Source organism: Amycolatopsis umgeniensis, from assembly GCF_014205155.1.
GTDB classification, from domain to species: Bacteria; Actinomycetota; Actinomycetes; order Mycobacteriales; family Pseudonocardiaceae; genus Amycolatopsis; species Amycolatopsis umgeniensis.
The window spans coordinates 270,967-283,913 of the sequence record NZ_JACHMX010000001.1 but is presented as its reverse complement, the minus strand read 5'-3'; the positions used below and the strand labels follow the sequence as shown (position 1 = coordinate 283,913).

10 protein-coding genes are annotated in these 12,947 nt (G+C 68.7%); 7 read left to right on the top strand and 3 right to left on the bottom strand.

Going from position 1 to position 12,947, the window contains the following annotated elements; genetic code table 11:
- The first annotated feature begins 4 nt into the window (after positions 1–4).
- Positions 5–1,126, top strand: coding sequence for a bifunctional 2-methylcitrate synthase/citrate synthase (locus HDA45_RS01230; protein WP_184891453.1), 1,122 nt, complete (start codon positions 5–7; stop codon positions 1,124–1,126).
- Between the two features lie 41 nt (positions 1,127–1,167).
- On the top strand, positions 1,168–2,808 hold the full coding sequence (locus HDA45_RS01225) for a DUF885 domain-containing protein (RefSeq protein ID WP_184891452.1): 1,641 nt from the start codon (positions 1,168–1,170) through the stop codon (positions 2,806–2,808).
- Positions 2,809–2,860: 52 nt separating this feature from the next.
- Here HDA45_RS01225 and HDA45_RS01220 read toward each other — a convergent pair whose 3' ends face one another.
- The gene (locus HDA45_RS01220; RefSeq protein WP_221470979.1) at positions 2,861–5,290 is read right to left on the bottom strand and encodes a LamG-like jellyroll fold domain-containing protein; all 2,430 of its coding nucleotides are present in this window, start codon (positions 5,288–5,290) and stop codon (positions 2,861–2,863) included.
- A gap of 449 nt (positions 5,291–5,739) precedes the next feature.
- Between HDA45_RS01220 and HDA45_RS01215 the strand changes: the two genes are divergently transcribed.
- A complete protein-coding gene (locus HDA45_RS01215) occupies positions 5,740–7,329 on the top strand; it encodes an FAD-binding oxidoreductase (RefSeq protein WP_184891450.1) in 1,590 nt (529 codons plus the stop codon).
- On the opposite strand, the gene HDA45_RS01210 is transcribed toward HDA45_RS01215, so the two are convergent.
- Positions 7,304–8,227: a LysR family transcriptional regulator gene (locus HDA45_RS01210; protein WP_184891449.1), complete on the bottom strand. Its 924-nt coding sequence runs from the start codon at positions 8,225–8,227 to the stop codon at positions 7,304–7,306. The genes HDA45_RS01215 and HDA45_RS01210 overlap by 26 nt on opposite strands.
- Before the next feature lie 112 nt (positions 8,228–8,339).
- Here HDA45_RS01210 and HDA45_RS01205 point away from each other — a divergent pair, with 112 nt between their 5' ends.
- Entirely contained in the window at positions 8,340–9,749 is a 1,410-nt protein-coding gene (locus tag HDA45_RS01205; protein WP_343071956.1) for a M20 family metallopeptidase, read from the top strand.
- Between the two features lie 23 nt (positions 9,750–9,772).
- Here HDA45_RS01205 and HDA45_RS01200 read toward each other — a convergent pair whose 3' ends face one another.
- Positions 9,773–10,333: a TetR/AcrR family transcriptional regulator gene (locus tag HDA45_RS01200; RefSeq protein ID WP_184891447.1), complete on the bottom strand. Its 561-nt coding sequence runs from the start codon at positions 10,331–10,333 to the stop codon at positions 9,773–9,775.
- A gap of 126 nt (positions 10,334–10,459) precedes the next feature.
- On the opposite strand from HDA45_RS01200, the gene HDA45_RS01195 reads away from it, so the two are divergent.
- The 3 genes from HDA45_RS01195 to HDA45_RS01185 all read left to right on the top strand — a co-directional run bounded on the left by HDA45_RS01195 (position 10,460) and on the right by HDA45_RS01185 (position 12,904).
- Positions 10,460–11,164 carry an alpha/beta fold hydrolase gene (locus HDA45_RS01195; RefSeq protein WP_184891446.1) on the top strand — a complete coding sequence of 235 codons (705 nt, stop codon included), beginning with the start codon at positions 10,460–10,462 and terminating at the stop codon, positions 11,162–11,164.
- Positions 11,165–11,227: 63 nt separating this feature from the next.
- On the top strand, positions 11,228–11,872 hold the full coding sequence (locus HDA45_RS01190) for an NAD(P)H-dependent oxidoreductase (protein ID WP_184891445.1): 645 nt from the start codon (positions 11,228–11,230) through the stop codon (positions 11,870–11,872).
- Entirely contained in the window at positions 11,873–12,904 is a 1,032-nt protein-coding gene (locus tag HDA45_RS01185; RefSeq protein WP_184891444.1) for a substrate-binding domain-containing protein, read from the top strand.
- Positions 12,905–12,947: the final 43 nt, after the last annotated feature.

Sequence of the window (12,947 nt, the reverse complement as noted above, 5' to 3'; positions counted from 1 at the left end):
GCCCATGTCCGCACCCAGTATCCACAAAGGACTCGCCGGAGTCGTCGTCGACACCACCGAGGTGTCGATGGTCAACCCCGACACCAACTCTTTGACCTACCGCGGTTACCCCGTCCAGGATCTGGCCGGGAAATGCCGCTTCGAGGAGGTCGCGTACCTGCTCTGGTACGGCGAACTGCCGACACCGGAACAGCTGGCCGCGCAGAACGAGGCCGAGCGGGCTCACCGGACCCTGCCGAGGGATCTCGTGCTGACCCTGCTGTCGTTGCCGGAGACCGCGCATCCGATGGACACCCTGCGCACCGCCGTCAGCATCCTGGGCGCGCACGACCCGCACGAGGACGACAACGGTCTGGAAGCCAACCGTGCCAAGGCACTCCGGCTGTTCGCCGCGCTTCCCGCCGTCGTCGCGCTGACCCAGCGGCGCAGGCACGGCCTGCTCCCGCTCGCGCCGCGCGACGACCTCGGCTACGCGGAGAACTTCCTGTACATGACGCTCGGCGAGGTTCCCGAACCCGTGATCGTCCGGGCTTTCGAGACGTCGCTGGTCCTCTACGCCGAGCACAGTTTCAACGCCTCCACGTTCACCTCACGGGTCGTCACGTCCACGCTTTCGGATCTCTACAGCGCAGTCACCGCGGCCATCGGCGCGCTCAAGGGCCCGCTGCACGGCGGGGCCAACGAAGCCGTCATGACGACGTTCGAGGAGATCGGCACCGCGGCCAACGCCGAGGCCTGGCTCGCCGCGGCGTTGGCGGGGAAGCGCAAGATCATGGGCTTCGGGCACCGCGTCTACAAGAAGGGCGACTCCCGCGTGCCCACCATGCGCCGGGCGCTGCAGGAGATCGCGGAACTCCGCGACGGCCACCACCTGCTCGATCTCTACGAAGCCCTGGCGCGCGCGATGGCCGGCGCGAAGGGACTGCACCCCAACCTGGACTATCCCGCGGGCCCGGCGTACCACCTGATCGGCTTCGACACCCCCGTGTTCACCCCGATCTTCGTCGCCGCCCGGATCACCGGCTGGACCGCGCACATCGCCGAGCAACTGGCGGACAACAGCCTCATCCGGCCGTCGAGTGCCTACACCGGCCCGACCGAACGGATGCTCGGCACCGCGGGGTAAAAGGTGAGCGCGAACCGGGACCGGTCTGGTAGTTGTCGGATATGAGCGAACAGCCGACAGCGGCGGAGCTGGCCGACGAACTGCTCGACGCCCTCGCGGCCGAGATCCCGTTGATGGCGACGTTCGACGACATCCCCGGCCATGATCACGAGTTGCGGGACGTCTCCGAGGCCGGTGACGCCCGGCTGCGCGAGGTGGCCGTGCGGGTCGGGGAGCGGGCCGCCCGGTCCACGGATCCGGACTGGGTCACCCTCGGTGTGGTCGCCCATCACGCGGAAGGGCTTCTGGCGAGGCTGGACTCCGGGAAGATCGAGTTCATCGTCGCCGATCCGATGGCCGCAGAGGGCGCCGGAATGCTGTCTTGGCTTCCTCAACTGGCGCCGTCGGGGGAGCAGGCCGAGGAGGACTACCTGGCCAGGATGGCGGCGATCCCCGGGTTCCTCGCGGGCCTGGGCGACCGGTATCGCGCCGGGATCGCGGCGGGGCGGACACCGGTGGAACGCGCTGTCGGCAACGCCATCGCCCACGTCGACCGATTCCTGGCCGTCGAACCCAACGCCCTGCTGACCCCGCCGCTGACCGGTGACCGCGAGACAAGGCGGGAGCGGTTGTTCGCCGAAAAGGTCCGCCCGGCGCTCGTCGCGTATCGCGACATGCTCGCCCGCGACGTCGCCGGGCGCGGACGCCCCGACGAACAGCCGGGTCTCTGCTGGCTCGAGGGCGGCAAGGAGAGCTATACGCGGCTGGCCCGGACGCACACCACCACCGGGATCACTCCGGAGGAGCTGCACGAGACCGGCCTCGAACTCGGCCGGGCGCTGGAAGAGGAGTACCGCCTGCTCGGCACCGCCCTGTTCGGCGAGGACGATCCCATCGTGGTCCGTCGGCGGCTGCGCACCGATCCGTCACTGTGCTGGCGCGACGCGGACGAGATGGTCACGACAGCGGCGGAAGCGGTCGCGCGGGCGACGGCCGCCGCTCCCGGCTGGTTCCGCCGGACGCCGTCCGCCGAATGCGTCGTCCGCGCCGTGCCGGCATCGGAAGGACCGTCCGCCGCGCAGGCGTACTACATGACGCCCGCGGGCGACGGCAGCCGTCCGGGCGTCTACTACACGAACACGTATCGGGTCGAGGAGCGGTTCCGGTTCATCGCGGAGTCCGTCGCCTTCCATGAAGCCGTTCCAGGACACCACTTCCAGGCATGTACGGCCCACGAACTCGACGGAGTGCCCGCGCTGCGCAAACTCGTCCCGCTCTCGGCGTTCGACGAGGGCTGGGCGCTCTATACCGAACGGCTCGCCGACGAGATGGGCCTCTACTCCGACGATCTGATGCGGCTGGGCATGGTCGCGGAGGACTCGCTGCGCGCGGCCCGGCTCGTCGTCGATACCGGCCTGCACGCTTTGGGCTGGACCCGGCAGCAATGCGTGGGCTACCTCACCGAACACTGCGTGCTCAGTGACGTCGAGGTGCAGTCCGAGACCGACCGGTACATCGAATGGCCTGGTCAGGCGCTCTCGTACATGACGGGCAGGCTGGAGATCCAGCGGTTGCGTGCTCTCGCCGAAGAGCGGCTGGGTGAGGCCTTCGACATCCGCGACTTCCACGACGTCGTGCTGAGGCACGGGCAAGTGCCCTTGCCCGTACTCGGCGAGATCGTGCGGGAGTGGATCGAGTCGTAGGGGAAGGCCCCCTTCACCGCTTCTAGCGCAATGAAGGGGGCCTTCACGTACCTCAGTCGCGCTTCGCGAGCGTTGCGACCTCGGCGTCGGACAGCGGCCGGTCGTAGAGCCGGACGTCGTCCACCGCGCCGCGCAGGAAGTCGACCTGCTGACCGCCGTACTGACCGCGGCCGATCACCGTGTGCCCGGTGCTCTGCGCAGCGGAGCAGGCGTTCTGCGAGGCGACCTTCTTGCCGTCGACGTACAGCGACAACGTGCCCGCCTTGGCGTCGCGAACGCCGGTCAGGTGGTACCACTTGCCGACTTCCGGCTTCTCCGGCGACAGGGCGCGGAGGCCGACGAAGCTCATGGCCCACCGCTGCTCTTGCCCGGAGTACTGCAGGAAGAAGGCGCTGTCGCGTCCGGTGTCCTGGCTGACGACGGTCTGGAAAGCGCCGCTCGCCTCATCCAGCTTCGCCCACGCCGAGACCGAGTAGCTGCCCGCCGTGTTGACGAGGGTCGCCCCGGTGTCGGCCTGTCCATTGCCCGCGAAGGCCAGTGCGCCGCCTTCGGCACCGCCTGCCCACTGCGCGTTGGTCAGCGTGGCGTGCGCCGTGCCGACCGAGTCCGCCGCGCTGGATCCGTTGCCCTCGTTGAACTTGTAGGCGTGCACACCGGTGAGTCCCGGTGTGCCGGGGCCCGGGTCGGGTGCGCCCGAACCACTGCCGTCGGCGTTGCGGATGATCGCCTGGTTGACCGCGCGCACCTGCGCGAAGTCCATCTTCTTCACCTGCCTGTCGTAGGTGAAGAAGCCGTTGACCTCGTGCTCGACGTCGGTGATCTGCGTGTAGATCGAGCCGCTGATGCCGCAGCTCTGCGCCGAGGCGAGCACGTCGCGCTGGTTCTGGACGTAGCGGCTGTTCAGGGTCGCCTGGTCCTTCACCATCTCGTAGGCGTGGCCTTCGCCGAACCACATGTGGTCCTTGACCTCGAGGCCGTAACCGCCGTGTTCGCCGTCGATCGAGATCCGCTTGGCGTCGGGCATCGGCTTCGCGGGACCCGGGTAGGCGTGCCAGTCGAGGACGTCACCCTTGCCGGAGTCGCCGAGCGAATCGCAGCAGTTGACCCCACTGTGTGCGTTGACCAGCCTGGTCGGGTCCTGGGCCTTGACGCTTTCGGCGACCTTCCCGGTTTCCTCGCGCGACCACTCCGCCCAGCCCTCGTTGAACGGCACGTATCCGACGATCGAGGTCCAGTTCTTCTTCTGCTCCACCAGTTCCTTCAGCTCGACCTTGAACTGCTGTTGCGCGTCGACGGGAGGACGGCCGCCGGTGCGCATCGACGGCATGTCCTGCCAGACGAGCAGACCGAGCTTGTCGGCGTGGTGGTACCAGCGATCGGGTTCGGTCTTGATGTGCTTGCGGACCGTGTTGAAGCCGAGGACCTTGTGCTGCTCGAGGTCGAAGCGCAGCGCCTGGTCGGTCGGCGCGGTGTAGATGCCGTCCGGCCAGTAACCCTGGTCCAAAGTGGACTGCAGGAAGAGGATCTTGCCGTTGAGCGTGAACCGGAGCTTGCCGTCGGCGCCCTTCGTGGTGCCGAATTCACGCATGCCGAAGTAGGACGACACCTTGTCGACGGTGCGGCGGCCGTCCTTCAGTTCGACGTCGAGGTCGTAGAGGAAGGGCGAATCCGGCGACCAGAGCTTCGCCTTGGGCACCGGCAGGGAGATCGTGCCCGCGGCGGAGGCCTTGCTGCGGCTGACCACCTTGCGGCCGTCGCGGACCACGGCTTCGACGGTCAGCCCCGAGTTCCCGCCGGTGTCGACGGTCAGCTTGAGCGTGGACGACTTGAGGTCGGGGACCATGCCGAGCGTGCCGACGTGCTTCGCCGCGACCGGTTCCATCCACACCGTCTGCCAGATGCCCGAGGCGCCTTCGTAGAAGATCCCGCGATCGGGGACGAGGCGCTGTTTGCCGACAGGCTGCCAGGTGGCGTCGGCGCGATCCTCGACACCGACGATGATCTCCTGCTCACCCTTGGGTTTCAGCGCCGAGGTGACGTCCGCGGAGAACGCGCCGTAGCCGCCTTGATGCGCGGCCACCTCCTTGCCGTTGACGTAGACCTTCGCCTTGTAGTCGACGGCGCCGAAGTTGATCCGGAGGGTGTTGTCCTTGCCCACGCCCCAGTTCTTGGGCACGGTGAACGTGCGCCGATACCACATGTGGTCCTCGTGCCGCTGGATCCCGGAAAGCGCGGACTCGGTCGGGTAGGGGACCAGGATCTTCTCGGCGAGCCGCTCGCCGAACGGCGGGACTTCGCCGGGTGCGGCGCCGGCGAACTCCCAGAGCCCGTTGAGGTTCTGCCAGTCCTGGCGCACGAGTTGCGGGCGGGGGTACTCGGGCAGCGCGTTCGAGGGCGACACCTGGTTCGTCCACGGGGTGGTCAGGCGCGGCTTGCCCATCTTCCAGCCGCTGTCCGCGGCTGTCGCGGCTCCCGATGTCATCGACAGGGCGGCTATGGCGGCCACCGCGACGGTCAGGGTCTTCCGAAGACGTCCGGTACTTCGGGACGTACCTCTGGGGCGATGAGGTGACAACGTTGACAACATCTGTTCGACACCCTTCTCCGGGGGGCGGCCGCCTCGGCGGAGTGCGCCTCCCACTGGACCTGTGCAGGCGTGAAACCACGACCCCGTGGCCGGTGGGAACCGGTGTGAGCCGGGCCACGGCTGGCCGTCAGAACGTTTTTACATCGTTGATACAACGTTGTAAAGCGTCGAAGGGGTCGAACCGGTCCTGGGACGAGGAGCTGTCCTGTGTGTCAGGGGAGACGGGGTTTCCGCGGCCATTCGCCGAGCGCCCGGTAGTCGGCGGCGGCGATCTCCGTCACGCGTTGACACGATAATTGACCGTTGAGTAACTTACTGGGGAGTCAGATCGAACGGAGGCGCCGATGCCGGCCGGAGAGCGTTCCTGGTGGGGCTGGGGGAACACCGCCGAAGCCTTGACCGCGGAGGAATCCGACGCGCTCGTCGCCCGCACGGCGGCGGTGCTGCCCGGGCACGATTTCACCGATCACGGCCCGCCGCGGCCGTCGGATCTCGACGTGCCGCCGTCGCGGCTGGACCCGCCCGCCGCGCTCGCCGCGTTGTGCGGCGACGACGTCGCCGATCGCTTGTCCCACGCCCGGGGCAAGGCCTTCCGCGACGTCGTCCGCAACCTGCTCGGACGTGCCGAGCACGTCCCGGATCTGGTCGCCCGTCCGCGCTCGGAACAGGACGTCGTCGACCTGCTCGACTGGTGCTCGTCTTCCGGTACACCGGTGATTCCTTACGGCGGCGGCAGTTCCGTGGTCGGCGGCGTCGAACCTCGCTTCGAAGGACCGGCGGTGTCGATGGATCTCGCGGGACTCGACGCCGTGCTCGAAGTGGACACGGTCAGCCGCGCGGCCCGGATCCAGGCCGGGATCTTCGGCCCCGCCCTCGAAGACCGGCTTCGCCCGCTGGGGCTGACCTTGCGGCATTTCCCGCAGTCCTTCGCCCATTCCACCCTCGGCGGTTGGCTCGCCACCCGCGCCGGTGGGCATTTCGCCACCCTCGCCACGCATATCGACGATCTCACCGAGTCGATGCGCGTCGTCACCCCGGCCGGGATCAGCGAATCACGACGGCTTCCGGGATCGGGCGCGGGCCCGTCGCCGGACCGGATGTTCCTGGGCTCGGAGGGCACGCTCGGCGTGATCACCGAAGCGTGGATGCGCCTGCAGGACAGGCCGGTCTGGCAGGTCACCGCGTCGATCACCTTCGAGAGCCAGGAGGACGCGATCGCCGCCACCCGCGCGATCGCGCAGTCCGGGCTCCACCCGTCGAACTGCCGCCTGCTCGATCCGGCCGAGGCGTTCATCAACGCGGGCGCGAGCGTCGGCGGTGGCCTGCTCCTGGTCGGGTTCGAATCCGCCGACCATCCGGTCGACATCTGGCTCGATCGCGCGCTGGAACTGGCCGCCGGTCATGGCGGGGTCGTGAAAACCAGGCGCAGCAAGGATTCCGCACGCCCTGACGGAGACTCGGCGTCGACGTGGCGATCTTCGTTCCTGCGGATGCCGTATCAGCGCGACGCCCTCGCGCGACGCTCGCTGATCGTCGAGACCTTCGAGACCGCGTGCACTTGGGAGGGATTCGAAGAATTCCACCACACGATCACCTCGGCGGCCCGCGCCGCGATCGACGAGGTGTGCGGCGGCGCGGGGGTCGTGACCTGCCGTTTCACGCACGTCTATCCGGACGGTCCCGCGCCCTACTACGGGATCTACGCCGCCGGGCGCTGGGGGAGCACGGTCGGGCAGCGGGACGAGATCAAGGCCGCGGTGTCCGAGGCGATCGCCGGGCACGGCGGTACGATCACCCATCACCACGCCGTCGGCCGCGACCATCGCCCCTGGTACGACCGGCAGCGTCCCGATCCGTTCGCGGCCGCGCTCACCGCAGCCAAGACCGCGCTCGACCCGGCGGGGATCCTCAATCCCGGCGTCCTGATCCGCTGACCGGCGGGCGGACGAACGAGGTGAGCAGCGTGGTGAACCGCGAGGCGGCCAAGGACAACGTCCGTCCCGCCATGGTCTGCACCTGGGCCTCGCGCTTGCGGAACACGGCGTTGTCGAGGAGGACGTAGGTCACTCCTTCGGCGGCCGCGTCCTGCTCGATGTCACCGAGGCCGCCGACGAGCGCGATCCCGCCGCCGCATCGGACGAACTCGTACTTCGGGCTGAGTTCGTCGCACACCAGCACGGGACGGGCCACGAGGTTCTCGATCCGGGTGGCGATGTCGAACAGATCGCGCAGGCTTTGACCCTGCGACGGCAGGGCGAGGGGGTGTTCGCACAGTTCGGCGAGCCCGAGGGAGTCGCGACCGGTCAGCGGATGGCCGAGCGGAACGATCGCGTACACCGGGACGACGACGGCGCTTTCGACCCGCACGCCGTGCTGAGGCCCGGTCGTGAAGGTGACCGCGACGTCGGCCGCGCCGTCGAGCACGCGGCGGGTGGCTTCCTCCCGGTTCACGACGTCGATGTGGAAGGTGACGTCGTGTTCGCGGCGGAAGGCGGCGATCGCCTGGGGTACGACACGGCGGGCGAACCCCTCCGAGCAGGCGACCGTGAGCGAACGGGCGTGAAACCCTCGTCCGGTACGAAGTTCGTCGACGAGGACGGCCGATTCGGCTTCGCTGCGGCGGACGTGGTCGAGCAGCCGGTTCCCGGCGTCGGTCGGCTCCATGCCACGCGGACGCCGGACGAACAGTGGTACTCCGATCCCGGCCTCGAGCTTCGCGATCTGACGGCTGATCGCCGAAGGTGCGACGGTCAGTTCGGCCGCCGCTTCCGACACCGAGCCGGTGCGGGCGACCTCCAGGAAGTACGTCAGCGCGATCGGCAGCAGGCGCATGGCAGTTCCTTTGCCTCGATCAGAACGCGGGGCGCCGCAAACGGCAATGGTCAGTGTAGGCGAACCGGCCTACGCTTCTCCTCGACACTCGGCGAACGAAACGGGAGAGAACGTGTCCACCCCAGCGGAACTGGTTTCGAAGGCCCAAGAACACGTGGATTCGGGCGCCTTCTTCGCCGAACTCGCCGAACTGGTCCGCTACCCGACCGTGAGCGACCATCCGGACGGTCGCGTTGCCATCAAGGCATACCTGGACGAGGTGCTGACTCCGGCCTTGACGGAGCTCGGCTGCACGGTGCGGCGGTATCCCAACCCCGATCCCGCCGGTGGCCCTTTCCTGATCGGCACCCGGATCGAGTCGCCGGAGCTGCCGACCGTCCTGTGCTACGGCCACGCCGACGTCGTCGACGGCCATGAAGGGCGGTGGAGCGAGGGTCGTGACCCGTGGACGCTGACCGCCGACGGCGAGCGTTGGTACGGCCGCGGCTCGGCGGACAACAAGGGGCAGCATCTGATCAACCTGACCGCGCTCAGGCTGCTCCTCGCCGAAACGGGCTCGCTGGGGTTCAACCTCAAGTTCCTGTTCGAGACCGGAGAGGAGATCGGCTCGCCCGGTCTCGGCGAGTTCGTCGCGGCGCAGTCGCGGGCACTCGGCGCCGATGTCCTCATCGCCTCGGACGGCCCGCGGCTGGACGCGACGACGCCCACGGTGTTCCTCGGCGCGCGCGGCGCCGTCCGGATCTCGCTCGACGTCGACCTGCGCCCCGACGCCTATCACTCCGGGAATTGGGGCGGGGTGCTGCGCAATCCCGCCACCACCCTCACCGGGGCGATCGCCTGTCTCGTCGACGGGCACGGGCGCATCCGGGTGCCCGGTCTCCTGCCGCCCGAACTCCCTGACAGCGTCCGCGAGGCGCTCGCGGAGATCCGGATCGCCGGCAAACCGGGAGATCCGGCACTGGAGGAAAGCTGGGGCGACACAGGGCTTTCGGCCGCCGAGCGGCTCTACGGCTGGAACACCCTCGAAGTCCTTTCGCTGGGAGCCGGCGATATCGACCGGCCCGTCAACGCCATCCCCGGCAAGGCCCGCGCGGTACTGCAACTCCGCTACGTCGCCGGGACCGAGGTCTCGGACGTCGCGGACACGATCAGGAAACACCTTGCCTCGCAAGGGTTTTCGATGGTCGAGGTCGCCGTCGAAGCGAGTTTCCAGGCCAGTCGCACCCCGGTCGGAAATCCGTGGGTGGGCTGGGCGAAGGGCGTCCTCGACGAGGTTTCCGACCGGCCGGTGGCGATCCTGCCGAGTTTCGGCGGTGGCCTGCCCAACCACGTGTTCACCGACATCCTCGGCATCGCGACCCTGTGGCTGCCGCATTCCTACCCGGGCTGCCTGCAGCACGCGCCCGACGAGCATCTGCTCGCGCCGATCGTCAGGGAAGGCCTCGTGCTCGCCACCACCCTGTTCCACGCGCTCGGCCGGTTCACCACTCCCGCAACAGATACCGCTGCGGCGCCTCGATGAACCGGACTCGCCGCGGGGAAAGTTCAGCCCACGACGTCGGTGACAGCGCGGCGCAAGGTCGTGCGCACGGTCTCGGCGTCGTCGAGATTCCCGCCGTGCAGTGCGCCGTCGCGGAGGAGGACGAGCGTGCGGGCGGCGTGGTCGGGGTCGGCATGACCCGCGTCGCGCGCCAGGTCGCGAAGTACGCCGAAGAACCAGTCCCGGTGGTCGTCGATGACCTGACGGACCTGGTGGGCGGGGTCGGGGTACTCGGCGGCGGCGTTGAGGAACTGGCAGCCGCGGAAGTCGTCGTCGAGCGTCCTGTCGCCGATGATGCCCAGCGCGGCGAGCAGCGCTTCGCGTGCGGGCTTGCCGCGCGTCATCGCGCCGACGCCCGCGCGGATCTGCTCACTCGTCGCGCGCAGGTACGCGGCGACGAGGTCGTCCTTGGTGGGGTAGTGGCGGTAGAAGGTCGCCCGCGTGACAGCCGCTTCGGAGACCAGGCGCTCCACCCCGATGGCGTGGATGCCCTCGGCGTAGAACAAGCGTGAAGCGGTCTCGAGCAGCCTGACCTTCGGGTGCACGTCCCGATCGACAGTCGGCATGGCCCCACCTTAGAGAAAGAACGGTCATTCCACCAGATCGCCTTCGTCACATTGCGGAAGGCGTGATCGGCGAGCATTGTTCTGGGAGAAAGACCGATCATTCTCTCTCGCTTTGAAGGAGCCACCATGAGCAGCCAGAAGCCCACCATCGTCCTGGTCCACGGTGCTTTCGCCGACTCGTCCAGCTGGAACGGCGTCGTCCCGAAGCTGCGGGAGCAGGGCTACCGGGTGTTGGCGGCGTCGAACCCGCTGCGCGGGATCGAGTCCGACGCGGCCTATGTCGCCGACGTCGTCAATGGCGTGGACGGTCCCGTCGTGCTGGCCGGGCACTCCTACGGCGGCGTGGTGATCAGCCGCGCGGCCGTCACCGCGCCGAACGTGAAGGCGCTCGTCTACATCGCCGCCTTCCAGCCGGAAGCGGGGGAGAGCGTGTTCGAGCTGTCCGGCCGTTTCGAATGGAGCAAGCTCGGTCCGGAGACCACGAACGTCCTCGCCTCCCAGGGTGAGCTGTCGATCAAGCCCGAGAACTTCTCGGACGTGTTCGCGGCCGACGTCCCCGCGGAGACCGCCGACGTCATGGCCGTCACCCAGCGTCCGGTCACCGAGCGTGCGCTCGCCACGCCGTTCGACGGCGAGCCGGCGTGGAAGAACGTGCCGTCCTGGGCGCTGATCGCCGAGCAGGACCACGCGATCCCCGCCGCCGCGCAGGCGTTCATGTCCGAGCGCGCCGGTTCGGAGGTCACCCGTGTCGACGCCTCGCACGCCGTCTCGGTGTCGCGGCCGGACGTCGTCGCGGAGATCGTCCTCGCGGCGGCCGCCAAGGTCGCTTGACAGGTGAAACCTTCCCCGGAGAGACTGCAAAAGCGTTTTTGCAGTCTCTCCGGGGAGAACCATGTGAAGGTCTTGGTGCTCGATTCGAGCCCGCGTCGTGAGGGCAACTCCTGGGCGCTCGCCCAGTCTCTGGCGAAGGGAGCGGAGGAAGCCGGGCACACGGTCGGCTTCGTCCACCTGTCCGATTTCGTCGAGTCGCCGCTGGGGGATTGCCGCGGTTGCCGGCTGAGCGACCGGTCCTGCGGGATCGGCGACGGCTACGAGCGCCTGCTGTTCGACCACGTGCTCCCGGCGGACGCGATCGTGTACGCGACGCCGCTGCACTGGTACGGCATGACCGGCAGGCTCAAATCCTTCTTCGACCGGCTTTTCTGTTACACCTCCGGCAGTTCGCCGCATACCGCCGAGGTCGTGCCGGGGCTGATGAACAAGCGCGCCGCGGTGCTGATCTCCTGTGAGGAGAGCTATCGCGGCGCGACGCTCGGCCTCGAAGCCCAGTTCCAGGAACTCACCCGGTACCTGCGCCAGGACCTCGCCGGGATCGTGGTCGGCGTCGGCAACAGCCGGGGCGAGGTCGAGCGAGATCCCGCCCGGCCGCTGGAGGCCGCGGCCGACCTCGGACGTAGGCTGGGCGACGCCCACGTCACCGACTATCGGCTGGACACCGACCGGCCGAACCGCGTTTGGGGACCGCCCGTGGAGGCCTGAGTGTCGCCGACCATCCGTGACGTCGCCGCCGCCGCGGGTGTCTCGATCACCACCGTGTCCCACGTGCTCAGCGGGCAGGGCCGGATCTCCGAGGACACCAGGCGGCGCGTCGCACGGGCGGCGGCGGAACTCGGTTACCAGGCCAGCGTCCACGCCCAGCAGCTGGTCACCCGGCGCAGCCGCACCCTGGCGATCCAGCTCGCGAATTCGGTCGACGCGAGCAGTGCTTGCGCGCTCGTGCCCAATTCGGACTACTTCCTCGAGGTCCTCAACGGGGCGGCCGAAGCCGCGTCGAAACGGTCGTACGCCCTGCTGCTGACGCCGTCGGACGCGGATCTCGACAGGCTGAACGCTTTCGCCGTCGATGGCGCGATCCTCGTCGACCCTCGCGGCGATGAGCCGTTTTTCGCCACCGGCTGGTGTCAGGATCGGCCACTGGTGACCACCGGCCGCCCGCTGGCGGCGCCGTGCCCGGTGCCGGTCGTCGTCGACAACGACCTGGTCGCGGCGGCGCGGTTGATGCTGGATCACCTGGCGGACAACGGTTACGAGCGTCCGGCGATGATCACCACCGACACCAGCCGCTCGTACGCGGCGGATCTCGTCGCCGGGTACACCGCCTGGGTGGAAGACCGGGGGCTGGAACCGGTGGTGGCCGAGATCGACGAACCGCCGACCACCGAAGGCACGGCGGAGGCCCTGGGCAGGCTGCTCGACCGGAGAGTGTGCCCGGACGCCGTCTTCACGACGTCGGAGAACCTCGCCCTCGGCGTTCTCCACGAGGCTCGCCGACGGCGCCTCGCGGTACCCGGCGAACTCGGGATCTGCAGCGCGGTGGACAGCGGTTCGCTTCGGCTCACTTCGCCGCAGGTGACCGGGATGTTCGTCCACCCGCGTGAGGTGGGTGGACGCGCGGCCACGGCGTTGATGGACCTCATCGAGGGCGTCACTCCGGAGGACGAGCCGCGTCGCATCGAGGTACCCGTGCGGCTGAACGCGCGCGAATCGACAAGGACGCGTTTAGTCCTCTGAATGCGGTAGTTGCACGTGCAACTACCGCATTCAGAGGACTAAA

Coding starts and splice junctions, on each gene's coding strand:
- HDA45_RS01220 (WP_221470979.1), bottom strand. CDS start 5,290: ATGACATCGGGAGCCGCGACAGCCGCGGACAGCGGCTGGAAGATGGGC.
- HDA45_RS01225 (WP_184891452.1), top strand. CDS start 1,168: ATGAGCGAACAGCCGACAGCGGCGGAGCTGGCCGACGAACTGCTCGAC.
- HDA45_RS01215 (WP_184891450.1), top strand. CDS start 5,740: ATGCCGGCCGGAGAGCGTTCCTGGTGGGGCTGGGGGAACACCGCCGAA.
- HDA45_RS01195 (WP_184891446.1), top strand. CDS start 10,460: ATGAGCAGCCAGAAGCCCACCATCGTCCTGGTCCACGGTGCTTTCGCC.
- HDA45_RS01200 (WP_184891447.1), bottom strand. CDS start 10,333: ATGCCGACTGTCGATCGGGACGTGCACCCGAAGGTCAGGCTGCTCGAG.
- HDA45_RS01210 (WP_184891449.1), bottom strand. CDS start 8,227: ATGCGCCTGCTGCCGATCGCGCTGACGTACTTCCTGGAGGTCGCCCGC.
- HDA45_RS01230 (WP_184891453.1), top strand. CDS start 5: ATGTCCGCACCCAGTATCCACAAAGGACTCGCCGGAGTCGTCGTCGAC.